The sequence below is a fragment of the Staphylococcus borealis genome, assembly GCF_001224225.1.
In the GTDB taxonomy this organism is placed as follows: domain Bacteria; phylum Bacillota; class Bacilli; order Staphylococcales; family Staphylococcaceae; genus Staphylococcus; species Staphylococcus borealis.
In genome coordinates this window covers 94,780-114,327 of the sequence record NZ_CUEE01000005.1, presented here as the reverse complement: position 1 = coordinate 114,327, position 19,548 = coordinate 94,780, and the positions used below count along the sequence as shown (strand labels likewise).

Sequence of the window (19,548 nt, the reverse complement as noted above, 5' to 3'; positions counted from 1 at the left end):
TATTTTATTGTAAGATAGTTGACTTCTTTTTTAAAATGCATTATCTTATATTATAAGATAGTTAACAAAAGGTGATGACATGTCAGTATCTAATCAAATGATGAAGGGGCTTTTAGATGGCGCAATTCTAGGACTTATAGCTAAGGGTGAGACCTATGGGTATGAAATTTTAGAGAAATTAAAAGAAAACCAATTTCCTGAAATTAGCGATGGTAGTATTTATCCAGTGTTACTTAGATTAAGTAAGAAAGGCTACGTTCACACAACCACGCGTAAATCAGATAACGGTGGCCCTAAACGTAAGTATTATACGATTTCTGAAAGCGGCCAAGAAGAATTGGAACGATTTAAGGAGAAATGGCGTTATCTCAACTCAGGAATGAATAATTTATTCGGGAGTGATGAATATGATGACTAAAGAACAGGAAGACTATATATTAAAGCTAAAGGCAGAATTAATGTTTAGAGGTAAGGATGAGGATGAAGTCCATGCCATTGGTGATGAATTACAAGATCACTTTGAAATGGCAGAAGCGAATGGTGGCGATGTGAGCGATATTCTGAATACGCCTGTGAAAGACTATGCGGATAATTTCTCTAAAGAAATGAGCTTCACTAAAGGGTTACCTAAATATTTAACGTACTTCGTATGCTTTATGATTGCGGTATTTACGATACCAGATTTCTTTGAAACGACCTTTACACTCACGGTGGGCTATATTTTAAATATAATTTTTATCTTCGTATTAGCGATTATTGTGCCGTGGTTCTTAATAAGAAAAGCAATTGTAAAATATGGCGATGCTAAACGTGTCTATGTCTATGCGTTTATAGGCGGTATGGTTCTTTTTACACTAATGATTGTAAGTACGTATATTGCTGAAAAATATCCAATCTATACACTTGTGCGCCTTAATCAAACGCAAAGTATCGTTACTAGACTCATATTATTAGCAATTGTCATGTTGCTATGTTTCATTGTGAAACAAAAGCTATTTGCACTTGTCATCTTTATCGTGTGCTTACCTAATTTAATTGGCCAGATTTTTAAAGCACATCATCATTCTAATGAGCAATTTCTAACGATATCACTTGTACTGTATATCGTATTACTTATTGGAATCAATATCGCATTCTTTGGTCGTGCTTATTATACGAACCGAAAAGAGCGAAAGCATCATTCTTAAATGATTGATAAAAAGCGTTGAATCACTTCATTAATAGTGACTCAACGCTTTTATTAGTGACGCATCATTGAAATATGATTGCATCATTAATCGACTAACCAACCACCATCGATTGGAATAATTGAACCGTGGATGAAATCAGAATCATCACTTGCTAGGAAGAGTGACAATTGTGCAATTTCCTCTGGTTGACCATAACGACCAGCAGGTACAGAATTTGTTTTTTCCATAACATCTGCAGAACCTTCTTCAAACATCGCATGTGTCATGCCAGTATCAACGGCACCAGGTGCAATGGCGTTTGCTTTAATACCTTTAAGACCATAATCAAATGATAATTGTTTCGTATAACCTGCAATACCATGTTTCGCTGAAGTATAAGCAGCACCGCCACCGCCAGCTACAAATGCACCGATAGAAGCAATATTAATAACCGTACCTTTGCCATTGTCGATCATATGTGGCAACACTGCATTCGTTACAAGATACGTACCTTTTAAATTGATATTAATAATTCTATCCCATAATTCCTCTGACGTTTCTAGCGTTGGTTTATAATCATCTAGAATACCAGCTGTATTACTTAAGATATTGATCGTACCAAATGCTTCAACACCTTGTTTAACAGCGTGGTCAACACTTTCTTTATTAGATACATCGATCGTAACTGGTAGTGCTTCGCCACCATGCGCTTTAATGTCACTAGCTGTTTGGATCACAGTTTCTTCATTGATATCAGCGATTATAACTTTAGCACCTTCTGATGCATAAAGAATGGCCTGTGCTTTACCCATACCTGAACCTGCACCTGTAATAAATGCGACTTTACCATCTAATTTTCCCATTAATAATCCCTCCAAGATATATTCATGAACACCCTTTATTTAACTATTCCTTTAAAATGTGAAAGTATTCATATCACTTATTTATGTGTTCATAACTTTAAGTTATGAGACTTTGAATGATTATTAATTAATAATATAGGTTCAACTAAACTATTGTAGATGGCTAGAATTATAAATTTTACTTGCTAAAATACGAAGTATAGGCTGCGAGACGCTACTAGGAATAGCATTAGCACTGAGACAAAACCTAAGTAAAAAAAGAGTTAAATCACAACCTACAAGACTTTGAAAAAGGCTTATAAAGTGATTTAACTCTTTTCAATTATAAACAGATTGGCTTCACAGTGGTTGATTGGGAGTGGGACGACGAATTTAAAAGAATTCTGTCCCACTCCCTAATCAACTTTGTGGGGGCGAAAAAACGAATTCTTAAACACTAGAATTCTGTTTCGCTCCCAGCAATTCCTAGAGCAAGCGAGCAGCAAACCTGCACGCATTCAATTGTTAGAGTAATTAACGCATTATAGTTCTTCGTACACAGCTACAATTTTATCTGCTAAACGGTCATTGATTTTCGCATATTCTAATAAGAATGCTTTTACACCATGTGCATCAATATATTCACGCATTTCAACTGTTTCTTTATCGTTCATATCATCATATTTCAATAATAACGCTGCTGCTTTTAATAAGCCTTTGCGACGTAAGTTATTTTCATATAGATAAGATAAAGGTTTGATAATACGATCTTTAGGACCGATTTTACGGATTGTGCCACGACCTACACGTGTTACTTCGTCAGAAAGGTATGGATTTTCGAAACGACCAATAATTTTCTCAACATAAGCCGCTTGTTCATCTTTAGTGAAGCTGAAGTTATCTACGATATACTCGCTTGTTTCACCTAATACTTGACGTAAATCTGCAACGATAGCATCGTCTTTAACCGCATCTAGGACAGTATCTCTACCATAGAAACGACCAGCATATGCTAATAAGGCATGACCTGTATTAACAGTTAATAATTTACGTTCGATATAAGGTGTTAAATCATCAACATATTTAATATGTTCTAATTCTTCACCGTACCAAGCGTCTTTTTCGACAACCCATTCAAAGAAAGGCTCAACCATAACGTCTAAAATATTGTCATTCTTTTGAAGAGGGACAATACGGTCAACCGCAGAGTTTGCGAAGTGAATGTTATCGCCTAATGGACCAGTGATATCTAAGATTGCTTCTTTAAGCGTATCAGTCGCCATAATTGCATTTTCACATGCCACGATGTTGACGTGATTTTCTTTTTCTTTTAACACTGGTGCGAATGATTTCGCAATGATAGGAAGAATGTTCACACCAACCGCAGTTGTAATGATATCTGCTTCAAGAATTGCTTGTTTCAACTCATCTGAAGGTTGACCACTGTTAATTGCACTAACACCAGTCACGCGTGTTGTTGTTTTCTCTTCATTAGCAAGAATAACGTTATACGCGCCTTCTTTATCTAATGCAGTGATAATGTCTTCGTTAACGTCTGCAAATGTGACATCAATATTGTTATCTGAAAGAATATAGCCGATGAACCCACGACCAATATTACCAGCTCCGAAATGTACAGCTTTCATTATGCATCAGCCTCCTCGAAGACTTGTTTGATTTCTTCCGCAGATTTAGCATTGACGATACGGTCAACATTTTCTTCTTCACTGAATGTAATTGCGATTTTAGATAATAAGTCTAAGTGTTCGCCATCTTTACCAGCGATACCAACGACAACTTTCACTGTTTCGCCGTTCCAATCTACACCTTCAGGAATTTGAAGTAATGTTAAACCAGATGCTAATACATCACCTTTAGCTTCATCAGTACCGTGAGGAATTGCTAATCCGTTACCCATGAATGTAGAAACAAGTTGTTCACGTTCTTTCATTGCTTGGATATACGCTTCGTTTACAGAACCGCTATCTACTAATGCACGACCTGCTTTTTCGATGGCTTCGTCTTGGCTTCCTACAGATACGTTTAAAAAGATATTGTCATTACTAAATAATTCAGTCATTTTATACACTCCTAAGTTAATTGGTTTTGAATTCGTTTTAAAAAGCTATCTCTCAATATGTGTTTCATAGCGGCAGGGTCTTGCATGAAGTCATCAATTTGCTCGAGATGATGACCCAATTCAGCAGATAGTTCCCCGACAAGTTGTGCCATTTCATCATTATTTGGGATGAATAGGCTAACCATATATTTAATTTTGAAAAGGTCATTTTGAGTACTTTGCATGTCCATCTCTTGATTCAATATCGTGATGAGAATCAACGGACGAAGAATCAAATCATCCTTCATATGTGGAATAGCAACAGGGTAGGGTTGCAATATCCAACCAGGATTCTGATTCAATTTATCTTGCAACAGCTCAGCGAATGACGTCTGACTATTCGGCGCAATCACGCCATTGTCCTCAAGATAGTCAGCTAAATAGTGATTCCAAATAGTTACATCTTTATATTCAAATTGCATAGAGTTCAACAACGCTAAGCCTTGTTCGATGTTCCTGACCACTTGATCAGGATTTTGAATCGAATGTTTTACTTCGCGTATTTCATGTTGTTTTGCTTTATGCTCAGTCGTCTTTAAGAATGATGCCACATAGGTCACGTCAGCTTCTGGTAGTAGCGGGTTAACCGTAATAAATGGTGCTGAAATATCCAATTTAACGGTTGAAATAATACCATCGTAATCTTCAAGATTTAATCGTTTCAAATCACTGACGGACGCTTGTGTAATCTTCTCTATTTCATTAAACGATTGTTGTAGTCGTGTTGCTAATAATCGACTTGTTCCAATACCACTACTGCAGACAACTAAAACATGTAGCAGTTGGCTCGACTGACTTTTTAAGGAGCCACCAAAATGCAAGACAATAAAGGCAATCTCGCTATCTGGGAAGACTAGCTCCGGCCACGTCTGATCAATCGCTTTATGCACGATGTCGAAGAGACGAGAGTACTTGTACTTAATCATCTCAGTGAGTGGATTATATGTCTCAATATTGGCTTCCAAACGATTAATCGCTGGATTGATGTGCAATGATAAGCCATGAACAAGTGTCGCATAGTCTTCAAATGTTTGGCCTGATAGACGTTCAACACGGTTTACAAATGCTTGTATTTTACGGTCGTCAAATTCATTATTCTCAAACATCTTGGAGGTTGTTCGGCGGTTTGCACCGCGTAAATGAATGGTGATAAATGTAACTTCCGCTTGATTAAAGTCGATATCGTATAGTGTCTCTATACGTTTCGCAATTTCTGTAGCAATTTGATGTTCAAATGTGTCTTTAACAGAATGATGAATATCTTCATTTATGGATACATATTCTCCATTTTGAATGCGCGCAATACTCAATACAATATGGACGGTTAAGGTAAGGTAGCTCGACTCCGTTAAGGTGTACGGCAATTGGCCTAAGTAATCCATTAAGATACGTTCAATCTTGAAGATGCTATCCAAATCGACTAACGCTTGTTGTGACTGATTAATCGATTGATAGACAAAGTGATTCTCGATAACGGAGTAAACACTTGTACTATTTAAGTTATTTACCATCAATTGACTTAAGAACTCACGTTTCTTCGATTCAGGGCCATCAAGATATACCCCTTCACCACGTTTGCGATAAAGGTTAAGTTGATAGCTTGCGAGATCTTTCTCTAGGTCATCAAGTAATTTGGTTAATGATTGAACAGATACGCCAATTTCTTGCGCCAAGCTGTATTGCTTCACCGCATGCTTGGATTGAATCAGTGCGTATAAGATAATCGCTTTTTGTTCTTCAACAGACAAGTCAATCGTATCGTGTTGGGCCATTTCTTGTTTTAAAAGTTGAATTTGGTCATCGTTACAAGACAACTTAATGCCTTTTTTATTCGCACGTTCAAGTGTCATATTGAATCCTTGAAGATAGGATTCAATGCCTTTTAATTCACGATGAATTGTACGAGAGGACACGCCAAGTTGTTGAGCAATTTCATAAATCGTGACGTATTGACCGTAATACTTAATTAGCAGTTCAATGATTTCCTTTTCACGTGTACTCATTAACATGGTGTGTCCCCCCTTTGAAGGAAGTCTGAACATAGGAAGCAATCGCGCTATGTTCGACTCCTAAACTATTTAATTATGCTTTGTCTTGATCTTTCTTCAAGTTGTTTAATAATTCTTCATAACGTGGAGAATTTAAGAAGTTATCCACTGAGATATGAATTGCGTTTGGAACTTGTTTGATTGCACGGTCTGTTAATGTTTTTTGTGTAATAACAAGTTGTGCATTATTTGGTAATTGGTTAATCGCAGTATTTGTAACGTTAACGTCTGAAATGCCTGCTTTTTTAAATTTATTACGTAACATACTTGCACCCATTGCACTAGAACCCATACCCGCATCACATGCGAAAATAACATGGTCAACATTGCTATAGTCATGCGCGTCTACGTCTTCAGTGTTGTAGTTATCAAGTAAGTCTTCTTCTTCATCTTCTGATGAAGCTTCTGTATGATTGTCACCTTCAGCTTTGTTTGCTGCTACGCCAGCTGCGCCAGTACCAGTAGTGGCACCAGTTAATTTAGATGACACGCTAGATTTTTTACCTTTAGTAGATTCCATTTTTGCTGTTGCTGCTTCTAAATCTTGTTTAGGTTCTTTCGTAAATTTCATAATTAATGCGGCAACTACGAATGAAACAAGTGCTGCTAAGAATACGCCTAATACCATGTGTAAGAACTCGCCTTTAGGTGCATTTAAGCAATACACGATGAATGAACCTGGTGAAGCCGGACTCTTGAATCCGAAACCAGTTGCTTGATAAGTTGCTACGCCAGTCATACCACCTAAAATAACAGCGATGAATAATAATGGACGCATTAATACATATGGGAAGTAAATTTCATGAATACCACCGAAGAAGTGGATGATTCCTGCACCATATGAAGTTGCTTTAGCTGTCCCTTTACCAAAGATCATGTACGCTAATAAGATACCGATACCTGGTCCAGGGTTTGATTCGATTGCGAATAGAATAGATTGACCTGCACTTGCGGCTTGGTCAGTACCAAGTGGTGTGAATACACCATGGTTAATTGCGTTGTTAAGGAATAAAATTTTAGCTGGTTCTACGATAATACTTACAATTGGTAATAAGTGTAAGTGTACTAAGAATTCAACTGCTACTGATAAGATGTGCATGATGAATTGCATAATTGGCGCCAATAGTTTGAAGCCAAGGATTGTCATAATGAATGCTAGAATACCTGCTGAGAAGTTATTGAATAACATTTCAAAGCCTTGTGGTGTTCTAGGTTGTAAGAATTGGTCAACTTTCTTCATTAACCAACCAACAAGTGGTCCCATAATCATTGCACCGAGTAACATTGGTGTATCTGGTAATGCAACAATAACCCCCATAGTTGCTGTCGCTGCAACGATACCACCACGTAAGTCGTGAATTAAACGACCACCACTAAATGCGATAAGTAATGGAATTAAGTACGTGATCATTGGTCCTGCTAATTGAGATAATTCTTTATTAGGATACCAACCATTATCAATGAAAATCGCAGCAATAAAGCCCCATGCGATAAACGCACCGATGTTTGGCATAATCATACTACTAAGGAATGAACCAAACGCTTGAACTTTACGGCCGAGACCTTTTTTCTCTTGTGTCTCTGTTTGAGCCATAACTACACCTCTTTTTTTATTCTGATTTGATACTTCAATTGTAAGGGCTTAAGAAAGCGTCTTCAACACAAAGAAAATGCCACTTTGTCACAGTAATTGTGACAACAGTGTGGCAAGGTCGTGGCGAATGGGTTTAGGGTTTGGATTGAAGTAATTAGCGAGCAAATCTGAAAGCCAAGTTTTGCATATATTTTGTCGAGAATCCTGCATTTAGATTGTTATTTATAAGATGACTTACCTATAATTTGAGAATTAAAGGAGTGATGCCAAACATCTTTTAAAACAAACGTGTAATTCAACTGGAGATATTTAATATCTAAAGATTAGCGATTAATAAATAGGCTATAAAATAAGTGAGAAACAATAAAGGAGTGTTGTTTATGACTGGAAACACAGGAGACGGTTGTGTGAAATGTGGACATACAGAAGTGGAAGAAGGGACATTATCGGCAACAGGTTCAGGACTTTCTAAAATGTTTGATGTACAACATAACAACTTTAAAACAATCACTTGTAAGAATTGTGGTTATACAGAGTTTTATAAAACTGATAAAAATAGAACGAGTGATATAGTCGATTTATTCTTTGGTGGATAATTGAATACGACGCTTTATGGTAGGACCAGTGACTTTCATGGCGCTGGTTCTTTTTATATTGAAAGGAAGACTTCGGGTTGTGTGATGTTAGAGAGATGGATGTCTAAATTTGGGTTAATTTGATCCGATTTACTGGGAATTTAAGAGATTTTGAGCAGTTTATATATCTAACTTTCTTAACTATTGGTAACATAGTTGTATTACTAAATACATATTTCCAGGGTTATACCAATAGGAGGGTTTGGATGAATTCCAATACTGAATTCAAAAAAGGGATTCTATATGCGTTAGGGGCATATGTACTATGGGGTATCTTGCCAATTTATTGGAAATTAATTGGTGGCGTTAGTGCATTTGAAATCCTAGCTTATCGCATTGTATTATCCATGATCTTTATGATTCTAATGATCGTCGTTTTAAAGAAATCACAAACATTCAAGCGTGATTTACAACATTTATTCTCACATCCAATTGAACTTATCGTCATCATTATTGCCGGTTATGTGATTACGGTGAACTGGGGAACGTTCATTTGGGCTGTATCTAATGGACACGTCCTTCAATCTAGTTTAGGTTATTACATTAATCCATTAGTCAGTATATTATTGGCGTTTATTTTCCTAAAAGAAAGATTTAATAAATTTGAATCTTTAGCCATCGTATTTGCGGCAATCGGAGTACTCTATATGACGATACGCGTTGGAGAATTTCCAGTTATCTCATTAATGCTTGCTTTCTCATTCGGCATTTATGGCTTGTTGAAGAAGATTGTTAAAATCGAAGCCATCAGCAGTATTGCGATTGAATGTATCGTCACAGCGCCAGCGGGATTAATGTATATGATTTATTTATGGAAGACAGGAACGTCATCAGTCGGTATGAACATGGATACCTTCTGGCTACTATTCTCAGGGGCAGTAACAGCCATTCCACTAATTCTATTCTCAGCAGGTGCCAAACGAATTCCATTATCTCTAACAGGATTTATTCAATACGTTGGACCAACGATCATGTTCTTCTTAGGTATCTTTGCTTTTAAAGAACATTTTGACGCACAACAGTTAGTTACGTTCGCACTTATTTGGTTCGGAATCATACTATACAGTATCTCTCAATATGTGAAGATGAAACGCAATCCAAGACCTCAATAATCACTTCAATTTAGTTAAAATAAGCTATGAAGAAACCGATAATGCAAGGTTTCCTCATAGCTTTTATAATGTTAGAGCGCTAATGTGAACGTGTACAAGCGAACATTAAGTCTACCTTAAATCTCTGAAAAAGATATTAAAATACCGTATGAGATTTGTTAGTATATGTGGTGACAGAGGAGGTCGCTTATGCTGAAATCAATTGACTTGGATATTGTTAAACGTGCCGTAAAAATTTTTATAGTGGCTACGATATGTGTAATCATTACTACGCTATTCTGTTATTTTGTTCATCCGTCAATTAATGACTTGAAGAATATGGGAAATGCGAGCGAAAAGATTGGCGAAGCTAAAGGACTTGAAAAAGTGTGGAAATATATCGTTAATAACGGCTTTCAAGTGCCACTACAAATGTTTATCTTAGCCTTACTACCTATACCTTATCTTTATTTGATCAATATAGTGGTTACCATTCTTATGCCTGGCATAATGTTTGGTTTTATTCTGAGTTTTGATTTACATAAAGGCTTGATAGGATGTATTGCATTTATTCCGCATTATACATTTGAAGTCATGGGCTTTTGCATTTTAGCAAGTGCATTGTATATGTTGAACAAAGCCATCACACGCCGCTTTACCAATCTCTTCAGGAAAAGTAAAAAAGAAAATTACGCGATAAAAGTTAACTTAATCAACGTAATCAAATCATATGTATTGATCGCATTACCCTTAATCATCATCGCTGCATTTCTAGAAACATATGTAGCTAATTTTATATTTGAATGGATGAGTTGATTCTTATACAAGAAGCCAAATGAACTATTTCTGCGTTCATTTGACTTTTTTAATGCACTTTTTTAGTTTTGGTTGGATGTTAAGAAGTTCGTGGTTGGAATATTTATTTTGACTAACATTAACGTCAGCGAATGTTAGTGAGAACTCACAACTCTGAGGACTTAATGTTTTATATAAAAGTCATAATGTACATCTATAACAGAAAAATATTAATTGTTACTATAAGTAACTTAATAGGTTTCATAGGTGGTTATTACTTACACCAATTAATCATGAGCACAAAACCACCTAACAATGCCTGGCACTTTATTTGACCAACTTTCGTCTAACAAACGTGCTAATGCTCATCTTCGCGTTTATCATTATGCACCGCTTGGCAAAAAAATATATAAAACAGATATACTTAGCGCTCTAAATTCAGTGGAATAAATATTTAAATTTAAAAAAGTATAGTAAATATAAGTTTTTAGACTTTCGTTAATGAAATTTTTTAATTTACTACAAAAAGTTTTCTTTTTTGATTTATATTGATAGTTTATACTTAATAATAAATTTATTTAATGAAGAGGTACATAAAATGAAGTATGAAATTGATGATTTTAATTTTAACAATTTAAGTAGCAAATTATCACACTTAAATACTAAAGAAGTTGTAACTTTAATTAATCGATATTATGCAGAAGAAAAAATAAATAACTTAATAAATGAATAAATGAATACTCTATTACGGTGCAACCAAGTAAGTTAGTCTCACTATTTCCATATCTAATAATAGATGAAAAATGTATTTATTGTAAATCAAAAATGAATAAAAAGTTAAAGGGTAGAACTGTATCTGCACATTTATATAATGATATTTCATTTTGTTTAAAATGTGGACATGATAACTCTAATAATTGTATTTGTGAAAATTGTAAAAAAAATAAAGATAAAGAACAAAAGCTTATTAAAGAGTTAGAAGAAGAAATTATTTCTAGTTATGGTAATAGGGATTGTAAAAGTATAGAAGAATTAAGTGAAACAGATCGATTTTATTTAGCTTGTCTCTTAAGATGTGGTCTCAGTGATAATTTGGAATATATTGTTCCTTTTAATCAATTGAAAGGTAAGTTAGCACCCACAGGTAAAATGATTAGCGAAATATATGACCATTTATTTTTAGAAGGGATTATATCTCCAAATTTTAATATGAGCAATAATAATGATTTAGTTTTTGATTATAAAAATAAAACTATAGAAGAGTTTTATACATATAAAGTCTATTATTCAATAAATATAGACTTTAAAGGAAAGGGTATTGACTATATAAATATGTTAGAGCAATTAGTTTACCCAAGTAAATCACTATTTTCCAATGAATTTTATTATTCTATGTGGAAGGTTATCGCACTAAATGAAAGTGTTGAAAATTTAAAATATTTAATGGAAGAAGTAAATTTTCATAATTATTCAATTGATAGTGCAGAACAAGTTTTTAAAAAATTACTTGAAAACTTTTCCACGGGCGAAATTTCATACATAATTAATCATGAAATAAAAAATGCTACTAAATTAATACGTACTAAGAAATATACTTTAAAACATGTACAAAATATGGTTGTTTATGGATGTGAACAATATGGAGAGAGAGTTATAGCAAATAATTGGAGTGTAATGAATTTTACACGAAATAGAAATATTGAGCAATCTCAAGTAAGTCTAATTTTATTTAATTATTTAATGCAAATTGATGAAATTGGTTACAATCACAAGCCTATTGAAGACATATAACCTCTCTTGATAAATTAAGAGAGGTTTTTACAAAGATAATATTCCTTATAATCTCGAGTGAATTTTATAGCCAAGTAGCTTTTCAATTTTCTTCTTTCGATTATTTATTTGTTGCATTATTATATTGTTAGTTTGTGGCGATAATTTATCAAAGATTAGTTGTGCTCTTTTAGCATAATCAATAAAATTATTTTTACCATTATTAGATGTACCTAAATCAGTATAGAGTTTATAAATTCGTTTTCGATATGGAAGTTTATTTAAATCACTTTTCAACATTCTATCTTTGGCGAATGAAATTTGTTTTTTAGCATTTCGATAAAATTTATAAGGACTTTTACTTCTCATTTTTACTGACTGACCATCAAAAACGAATCCTAAATAGTCAAGTTGATGTTTACTATCATTGTTTAAGCTTTTTATTTTCGAGTTATCAAATAAATAAAGGTCGGTTTTTTTATCTTGTAAATCTATTTTATGTTTCGCAGTTAGTTGTTTAACAAAAGAAACAATTTCTTCTTCAAACGGTGAATCGATAAACTGATAAGGTATAATTAATATAAAGTCATCAGAGTATCTTCTATATAATCCTAAATATTTTTCAGTAAAATTTTTCATTTTTATATCAAAATTTATAGCATAAATATTAGCAAATACAGCACTAATTGCTGTGCCTTGAGGAATACCATACTTCTCGTTATTAAATTTAGGCTTATATATACGTTGGAAATTTCTAAATTTCTTAACACTTTCAAAAAAACTTCTTTTATTTAAGGATCTCAACATTTTTTCAGTGCCAATCTTTTCTTCTAGAAAATCTTTATCATAATATCCATACTTAGTAACTGACTTGAATATATTAAACCAATCTTTATTTAAATAATTTGTGTTAAGTACTTTTTTTAAATTCGCTTTTAAAATCGAATGGTCAATATAGTTGAAATAATTTGAAAAATCCCCAATCAAAATATAGCACTTTTCATACATAACTATGCTGTTAATAACTTCAGCAGCAAAATGTATATTAGATTGTCCTGGTTTATTATTACGATACGCTATTATACAATCATCTATTTCATTATTTTTACAAAATTGATTATAGTAATGAGTATTTAGTAATTCAGCATAATATTTATAAATGAAATTATCTAAGTGTCCAGCATACATTATTTTTCTAGTTTTAACTTTAACTGGTCTGTCATTATAAAACGTTTTATGGGATTCATCAAACTTTTCGAAGTTTAAGTCACTATGAATTAATGGGAGAAAACTATGAGTAGCTATTGAAGTAGGGCTAGAAATATATTCTTTTACTTTGCCATAAGAAATTTTTGAATCAATATGTAAATAATTTTTAGAAATAAATTTCATTATATATACCTACTATATGTGGAGCTATAAAGAGTCACAGACCCAATTTCTGTTAAACCGACCCTTTTAGCACTCTATTTGTCGATACTTTATGCATTACGACAATTTTTTATGCATAAGATTGGGAAAATAACAAATATGTTATCATCTAATAGAAGAATATCTGAAAGGTGTGAATGATATGGATGTTGTATTCTTTGTAATAATCTTCTTCTGCTTATTCATGTGTAGACTAATTGGCACAAGAATGAGCAACAGACAACTCTATGTTCAAATCAGTCAATTAGAGTTTGACAATTTGAAACAAAATTTTCTGTTACCATATGTAACAGGCATATTTATTTTATCATTTTTGTTTATAAACTTAAATATTTAATAAGCTTGTGAAGCGTTATCAGAATTACATGAACATTTTTTGAAGTAATCCTTGTTTGCGCTCTTTTAAATTTCTAATCTTGTTTACTAAAACTTCAATTTGAACGTCAATTTTAGAGAAAAATAAACCTATTTTTTCTTGTTCTTCTAAACAAGGCATTGTTATTATTCCGTTTTCTAAATCTTTTCTAGATAAATTACCTATTGAACCATTGCCACCTTGAACTTTATTAATAATCTTTTTATATTCTTTTGTATTCATCCATATTTGAATAAACTTAGTATTTTTTGATTTTAAGAGGTACATAAATCCACCAGCTACACTATCTTGTTTTAACGCTTTTATTAAGGCGTGTTTGCCTACTAATTTTGGACTTCCATTTGCAGCTGTAATTAATATATCTTCTTCATTTGCTAAAGGAATCTTCACTACATTTTCATCTACAAAAATATCATCTTCATATGTATGAAATTTGTCATTAACAATATTAGAAGACCTTAAAACCCTCACACCTTTTTGACGAATATCTGAAGGTTTATAGGTTAGCCCTCTATTAATTGTAGCTACATTATCTAATTTTTTAGTTTTCCAATTAGGATATTCATTACCATTTTCATCTTTAAATCTTAATTCTTGTGAGAATATTTTTTGTATATATCCTTTTTTCTGTTGCTCTAAAAGTTCAAGTTTCTCTTCTTCTAACTCTATCTGGCGGTCGAGTTTGCTAAAGAACTCTCCAATTTTCAATTGTTCATCAAAAATTGGTACAAAGTATTTTAATTTTCTTAAATCTCTAGGATATATTGCAGCTACGCTTGTAGTCCCTACTGCTAGCGATTTAACTTTATGAATCATCTTAGTAGTATTGTATAAATAGTTAAAAAATACTGTATCCATATTTTCTAAAGTTAATCTTGCTATATTACTATTAAAAGCAAACTTATTACTTTCACCTATCCATGTTGCACTTTTGCCTACAAGTTCCATCGTATTTAGAGTATTAAACAAAAAATCTTTATTTTGAATTAAGTGTTCATTATTAACTACTTCATCTTTTTTTAATTTTTCAAGTTTATTGAATGTAAAATTTCCACGCTGTATATTCCCCATTTTTAATAATGGAAGACCTGAAAAATCTTCTGACCCAAGCTTATTAGTCCCTGTCTCTATTTTGCTAAGATGCGATTGAAATTGATATTCTGTCCATTCCCCTTCAAACTCTGGAAATCTGAGTTCTGGAGTATTTTGTGGTTCAGTCATGTTTTAACACTCCTAGTTCTTTGAGGTATTCATTGATTTCTGATTCTACGTCTGCGATTTCTTTATCGATGTCTGTGAGTTGCTGTTGGACTTGGTCTAGATCAATCGGTTCTTCTTCTTCGAATGTGTCGACGTATCTTGGGATATTAAGATTATAGTCGTTTTCTTTAATTTCTTCTAATGTTGCTATATAGCTGTATTTATCAATGGTTTCTCTATTGCGGTAGGTATCAACGATTTTGTTAACGTCTTCGTCGGTAAGATGGTTTTGGTTTTTACCTTTTTCAAAGGATTGAGAAGCGTCAATAAACACTACGTTGTCATTCGCTTCACGACATTTCTTAAATACTAGAATGCTTGTTGGGATACTTGTACCATAGAATAGGTTAGCAGGTAAGCCGATAACGGCATCTAAGTAATTCTTCTCTTCAATTAAATATTTACGAATGGTACCTTCTGCTGCGCCACGGAATAAAACACCGTGCGGTAAGACTACGGCCATAGTGCCATTGTCATCTAAGTGGTAAACCATATGTTGAATAAAGGCAAAGTCGGCTTTAGATTTAGGCGCAAGTTTACCGTAGTTACTGAAACGTTCATCGTCTAAGAATGAAGGGTCAGCACTCCATTTCGCGCTGTATGGTGGGTTAGCTACAACGGCACCAAAGCGTTCTTCATGTACTGCAGGACTTTCAAGCGTATCGTCATTTTCAATTTGGAAACGTTTATAGTTCACATCGTGAAGTAACATATTCATTCGAGCTAGGTTGTATGTCGTACTATTGTATTCTTGACCATAGTATTGACGTACTTTAGCTTCTGCACCAACACGAAGGAGTAAGGAACCAGATCCACACGTAGGGTCGTAAACGCTTTTTAAGTCATGCTTTCCTGTTGTAACAATTTTAGCTAAGATTGTAGATACTTGTTGAGGTGTATAGAACTCACCAGCTTTTTTACCTGCACTTGCTGCGAATTGACCGATTAAGTATTCGTAGGCATCACCAAGCATGTCGATTTCAAGGTCACTATGTACGAATGGTAGTGTTGAAATTTGAACCATTACTTTTGAGATGAGTTGTGTACGTTTCGCGTTTGTATTACCAAGACGGCTTGATGTTAAGTCCATGTCATCGAAGAGGTGTATAAAGTCATCTTCACTTTCGTGACCACGTGTAGAGTTTTCAACGTTTTTCACGGCATTGCTTAAGTCTTCAATTTGGAATGTTTGTTTTTCAATTTCTTTAATTAAATTACTAAATAAGTATTGAGGTTCAATGACAAAACCAATACGTGCGATTAATTCTTTCTCAACGATAGGTTTATATGTATCATTATTCATTGCTTCTTCATATGAGATACCATCTTCTTTAAGCAAGTCTGAAGCGATTTCTTCATTCTTCTCACTTAAGTAACGATAGAAGATTAAGCCTAAGATATAGTTTTTGAATTCATTTGCGTCCATGTTTCCGCGTAAGTCATTGGCGATGGACCATAATTTTCTTTGTAGATCAGCTTGTTGTTGACGTTGTTTTTCTGTCGTTGACACTGATGTTTCCCCCTTAATAAAAATAGTTATATTGTTTGATATATTGCTTTCTTTTTTATATGTTATAACTTATTTTAAATCACAAATTAAAATAAGTTAAGCGGGAAACCGCCTAACTTATCAATTCGCTGCGCCATATTTTTCTGTTGTTTCTTGAACGAAGGATTTAACGTTTTCAATCTTCTGGGTACGTACCAGTAAGCCCCCTGTAATACCTTGTTCAACAACGGTATTGTCTAATTGTCCGCTAAATTCATATTCATTAATGACTTCTTTAAGCAGTTCGACTGGATATTCTTTTGAATCTGCGAAGTCTTGAATTTCCTTTTCTTTGACCGTTTCCTCGAAATTAAAGTAAGCATCTTCTACAACGGCATCTTCATCTAAATGAGGAATGACTTTATCTAAGAATTCTCTAATTAATTCGGCTTTAAGGCGAAGTTTGTCATCGTCAGCTTTATCTAATAATTGCTTAATTTGATTACGCACGCGCTCAGTTTGTTTTTTATCAGTTAAGTCGATGTTGTTGAGAAGGTCTAAGATGTATTGAACATTGATTAAATCGTTTCTAAGTACTTCGATTTTAAAGTCAATATCTTCTAAAACAGATGTCTTTTCAGTAGTATTGGTTGCTTTGACTTGATCATAAATGTTGAGATATTTACTCTTATAATCTTCGTACGTTTGTTCATCAATACCTACCACATCTGTTGTGAAATAGAATTCGTCGAATGTTTTAAGTCGTTGCATAATACTCGCTAGGGCACGATAAATCATTACAAATTGATACTTGTCTTCTTCACGCTCTAAGTCATCTACACTATCTGGCGTTGGGGCAAGTTTGAATAATTGTTCTAACTCTGACTTGAATTGTGACAATATGACATCAAATGATGGACTTAATACGGTATCCGTATCGTTTGTTTGTGAAAAGAGCTCAATGGCTCTATCTGTATTGTCTTTCAAATTTCGATAGCAAACGATATTACCATAAGGCTTCATTTCTTTCTCAACACGATTTGTACGTGAATAGGCTTGGATTAAGCCATGATATTTTAAGTTGCGGTCGACATATAGCGTGTTTAGCTTCTTGCTATCAAAACCAGTTAAGAACATATCGACAACAATCAGGATATCTAGACGTTCAGCAGGGATGCCTTGTTTGACACGTTTTGAAATATCGTTGAAGAACCCATCGAATGAATCGAGTGAGTAATTCTTGTCGAAGGTCGCGTTATAGTCTTTCATTATTTCGGCAAGTTCATCTTTAGTATGTTTATTATCTGTTTGTTGTTTACTATCCTCATTCGCTCCGTAAGTAAAGATGGTAGAAACATTTAAATCATGTTTACCTTCTTCTTTAAGTTGTTTGAAGATTTTATAATATTTAATTGCCATCGGTATACTTTGCACAGTAAATATGGAAGTATACATTTGATTACGCGTCTTCTTATGATGATTATCAATCATATGTTGTGCTACTAATTTAAGACGGTCGTCAGCCATCCATAATTCATTTTCATCGATATTAGCGACATAAGTGTCGTCCATCTCGTGTAATTCCTTTGCAAATGTACTGATATATTCTACTGAGAAACCAAGTACGTTGCCATCACGAATCGCATCTTTGATGAGATAGGTGTGTAAACACTTTTCGAAAATATCTGCAGTCGCACGCCCATCTTGACTTGAATTCTCTTCAAAGCGTGGCGTACCAGTGAAACCGAAATATTGAGCGTTAAGGAAGTGTTGTCTAATAAGACGATGCATCTCGCCAAATTGTGTACGGTGACATTCATCAATAATGAAGACAACTTTATCTTCCTTATATTTATCCATTACTTTAGCGCCAGTCTTAACCGCATTGGACATCTTCTGAATCGTAGTAACAATGAGTTTCTGATAAGGATCATCAAGCTGCTTTAAAAGTTTATGTGTATTATCGGTTAAATCAACAGAGTCCATTTGGAATTTATTAAATTCTGCGAGTGTTTGACTGTCTAAATCTTTACGGTCTACGAGGAAGATGACTTTCTTAATGCCAGGATCTCTAGATAGAATTTGGCTCGTTTTAAATGATGTCAGTGTTTTACCACTACCAGTCGTATGCCAAATGTAGCCATTATTATTCATTTCCGTAGCACGATTGATGAGTGCTTCCACTGCATATACTTGATATGGTCGAAGCGCCATTAATAATTTATCAGTTTCGTTTGTAATCATATAGCGACTAATCATTTTCGCTACGCGACAACGGTCAAGGAAGTCTTGGATAAACTCTTTTAAATTGTTAATTCGACGATTGTCTTTATCGCTCCAATAGAACATAAAACTTTTGAATATTTCTTTATCACTGTTCGCATAATAACGTGTTTCCTTCTTATTACTTACGACGAATAATTGAATGAAGCGGAACAAGCCTCTGTAGTTATGTTTACGATAACGTTCAATTTGATTGAACGCTTGTGTAATCGCAATACCACTACGTTTAAGTTCAATTTGAACAAGTGGCAGACCATTAATGAGAAGCGTCACATCATAGCGACCTTTATATTTATCATCGACTGATACTTGATTCGTAACTTGGAATTTGTTTTGACACCAATGTTCCGTATTAATGAAGTATAAGTACACCTTCGATTCGTCATCTCTTTCAAGCGTGTAACTATCGCGCAGTTGCATTGCACTTTCAAAGACACTCTTATCACTAATGTCAGTCATCAAACGCGCAAACTCAGTATCAGTGAGCGGTTTATTATTAAGTTTGTCCATATTTCGTTCATTTAAAATTTGACGAAAATTGTTAACCAATTGGTCATGATTTCTTAAGATTACTCTTTCATAACCTTGAGACTCTAGTTGCTTAATCACTTCATTCTCTAACGCCAATTCACCTTGATAACTCATA

At 33.9% G+C, this 19,548-nt stretch carries 15 protein-coding genes and 3 pseudogenes; 7 read left to right on the top strand and 11 right to left on the bottom strand.

Annotated elements, in window-relative coordinates; genetic code table 11:
- The first annotated feature begins 79 nt into the window (after window positions 1-79).
- Together AK212_RS07545 and AK212_RS07540 are read left to right on the top strand one after the other, a co-directional pair.
- A complete protein-coding gene (locus tag AK212_RS07545) occupies window positions 80-418 on the top strand; it encodes a PadR family transcriptional regulator (protein ID WP_053030099.1) in 339 nt (112 codons plus the stop codon).
- The gene (locus AK212_RS07540) at window positions 411-1,187 is read left to right on the top strand and encodes a hypothetical protein (protein ID WP_244881425.1); all 777 of its coding nucleotides are present in this window, start codon (window positions 411-413) and stop codon (window positions 1,185-1,187) included. Before AK212_RS07545 ends, AK212_RS07540 begins: the two co-directional genes overlap by 8 nt.
- Window positions 1,188-1,273: 86 nt before the next feature.
- Here the strand turns inward: AK212_RS07540 and AK212_RS07535 are convergent, their stop codons facing one another.
- From AK212_RS07535 to AK212_RS07515, 5 genes are all read right to left on the bottom strand, one after another.
- Window positions 1,274-2,032, bottom strand: coding sequence for an SDR family NAD(P)-dependent oxidoreductase (locus AK212_RS07535; RefSeq protein ID WP_075108299.1), 759 nt, complete (start codon window positions 2,030-2,032; stop codon window positions 1,274-1,276).
- Window positions 2,033-2,553: 521 nt separating this feature from the next.
- Complete coding sequence (locus tag AK212_RS07530) at window positions 2,554-3,657, bottom strand: mannitol-1-phosphate 5-dehydrogenase (RefSeq protein ID WP_053030097.1); 1,104 nt, start codon at window positions 3,655-3,657, stop codon at window positions 2,554-2,556.
- Window positions 3,657-4,091, bottom strand: coding sequence for a PTS mannitol transporter subunit IIA (locus AK212_RS07525; protein ID WP_033079814.1), 435 nt, complete (start codon window positions 4,089-4,091; stop codon window positions 3,657-3,659). The genes AK212_RS07530 and AK212_RS07525 overlap by 1 nt, the downstream gene beginning before the upstream one ends.
- An 11-nt stretch (window positions 4,092-4,102) precedes the next feature.
- Entirely contained in the window at window positions 4,103-6,139 is a 2,037-nt protein-coding gene (locus tag AK212_RS07520; protein WP_053030096.1) for a BglG family transcription antiterminator, read from the bottom strand.
- A gap of 73 nt (window positions 6,140-6,212) precedes the next feature.
- Complete coding sequence (locus tag AK212_RS07515; RefSeq protein WP_053030095.1) at window positions 6,213-7,772, bottom strand: PTS mannitol transporter subunit IIBC; 1,560 nt, start codon at window positions 7,770-7,772, stop codon at window positions 6,213-6,215.
- A 380-nt stretch (window positions 7,773-8,152) separates the two neighbouring features.
- Here AK212_RS07515 and AK212_RS07510 point away from each other — a divergent pair, with 380 nt between their 5' ends.
- From AK212_RS07510 to AK212_RS07495, 5 genes are all read left to right on the top strand, one after another.
- Entirely contained in the window at window positions 8,153-8,368 is a 216-nt protein-coding gene (locus tag AK212_RS07510) for a zinc ribbon domain-containing protein (protein WP_053030094.1), read from the top strand.
- A 245-nt stretch (window positions 8,369-8,613) separates the two neighbouring features.
- On the top strand, window positions 8,614-9,519 hold the full coding sequence (gene rarD / locus AK212_RS07505) for an EamA family transporter RarD (RefSeq protein WP_053030093.1): 906 nt from the start codon (window positions 8,614-8,616) through the stop codon (window positions 9,517-9,519).
- A 189-nt stretch (window positions 9,520-9,708) separates the two neighbouring features.
- A complete protein-coding gene (locus AK212_RS07500; protein ID WP_053030092.1) occupies window positions 9,709-10,314 on the top strand; it encodes a stage II sporulation protein M in 606 nt (201 codons plus the stop codon).
- A gap of 577 nt (window positions 10,315-10,891) precedes the next feature.
- A complete protein-coding gene (locus AK212_RS13935; RefSeq protein ID WP_256323729.1) occupies window positions 10,892-11,026 on the top strand; it encodes a hypothetical protein in 135 nt (44 codons plus the stop codon).
- A 92-nt stretch (window positions 11,027-11,118) separates the two neighbouring features.
- Window positions 11,119-12,084, top strand: a complete 966-nt coding sequence (locus AK212_RS07495) for a hypothetical protein (RefSeq protein WP_053030091.1) — start codon at window positions 11,119-11,121, stop codon at window positions 12,082-12,084.
- A 45-nt stretch (window positions 12,085-12,129) separates the two neighbouring features.
- Here the strand turns inward: AK212_RS07495 and AK212_RS07490 are convergent, their stop codons facing one another.
- From AK212_RS07490 to AK212_RS07475, 6 genes and pseudogenes are all read right to left on the bottom strand, one after another.
- Window positions 12,130-13,455, bottom strand: coding sequence for an RNA-dependent RNA polymerase family protein (locus AK212_RS07490; RefSeq protein ID WP_053030090.1), 1,326 nt, complete (start codon window positions 13,453-13,455; stop codon window positions 12,130-12,132).
- Between the two features lie 400 nt (window positions 13,456-13,855).
- Window positions 13,856-14,365, bottom strand: a pseudogene (locus AK212_RS14065) (restriction endonuclease subunit S); the annotation flags it as partial.
- Between the two features lie 50 nt (window positions 14,366-14,415).
- Window positions 14,416-14,572 (bottom strand): annotated as a pseudogene (locus AK212_RS14060) (restriction endonuclease subunit S); the annotation flags it as partial.
- Window positions 14,561-14,941: pseudogene (locus AK212_RS14055) on the bottom strand (restriction endonuclease subunit S domain-containing protein); the annotation flags it as partial. The pseudogenes AK212_RS14055 and AK212_RS14060, both read right to left, overlap by 12 nt.
- A 142-nt stretch (window positions 14,942-15,083) precedes the next feature.
- Window positions 15,084-16,640 (bottom strand): type I restriction-modification system subunit M, encoded by a 1,557-nt coding sequence (locus tag AK212_RS07480; protein ID WP_053030088.1) that lies wholly within the window; start codon window positions 16,638-16,640, stop codon window positions 15,084-15,086.
- Between the two features lie 120 nt (window positions 16,641-16,760).
- Window positions 16,761-19,547, bottom strand: a complete 2,787-nt coding sequence (locus AK212_RS07475) for a type I restriction endonuclease subunit R (RefSeq protein ID WP_053030087.1) — start codon at window positions 19,545-19,547, stop codon at window positions 16,761-16,763.
- Window position 19,548: the final 1 nt, after the last annotated feature.

Coding starts and splice junctions, on each gene's coding strand:
- AK212_RS07545 (WP_053030099.1), top strand. CDS start 80: ATGTCAGTATCTAATCAAATGATGAAGGGGCTTTTAGATGGCGCAATT.
- AK212_RS07540 (WP_244881425.1), top strand. CDS start 411: ATGACTAAAGAACAGGAAGACTATATATTAAAGCTAAAGGCAGAATTA.
- AK212_RS07535 (WP_075108299.1), bottom strand. CDS start 2,032: ATGGGAAAATTAGATGGTAAAGTCGCATTTATTACAGGTGCAGGTTCA.
- AK212_RS07530 (WP_053030097.1), bottom strand. CDS start 3,657: ATGAAAGCTGTACATTTCGGAGCTGGTAATATTGGTCGTGGGTTCATC.
- AK212_RS07525 (WP_033079814.1), bottom strand. CDS start 4,091: ATGACTGAATTATTTAGTAATGACAATATCTTTTTAAACGTATCTGTA.
- AK212_RS07520 (WP_053030096.1), bottom strand. CDS start 6,139: ATGTTAATGAGTACACGTGAAAAGGAAATCATTGAACTGCTAATTAAG.
- AK212_RS07515 (WP_053030095.1), bottom strand. CDS start 7,772: ATGGCTCAAACAGAGACACAAGAGAAAAAAGGTCTCGGCCGTAAAGTT.
- AK212_RS07510 (WP_053030094.1), top strand. CDS start 8,153: ATGACTGGAAACACAGGAGACGGTTGTGTGAAATGTGGACATACAGAA.
- rarD (WP_053030093.1), top strand. CDS start 8,614: ATGAATTCCAATACTGAATTCAAAAAAGGGATTCTATATGCGTTAGGG.
- AK212_RS07500 (WP_053030092.1), top strand. CDS start 9,709: ATGCTGAAATCAATTGACTTGGATATTGTTAAACGTGCCGTAAAAATT.
- AK212_RS13935 (WP_256323729.1), top strand. CDS start 10,892: ATGAAGTATGAAATTGATGATTTTAATTTTAACAATTTAAGTAGCAAA.
- AK212_RS07495 (WP_053030091.1), top strand. CDS start 11,119: ATGAATAAAAAGTTAAAGGGTAGAACTGTATCTGCACATTTATATAAT.
- AK212_RS07490 (WP_053030090.1), bottom strand. CDS start 13,455: ATGAAATTTATTTCTAAAAATTATTTACATATTGATTCAAAAATTTCT.
- AK212_RS07475 (WP_053030087.1), bottom strand. CDS start 19,547: ATGAGTTATCAAGGTGAATTGGCGTTAGAGAATGAAGTGATTAAGCAA.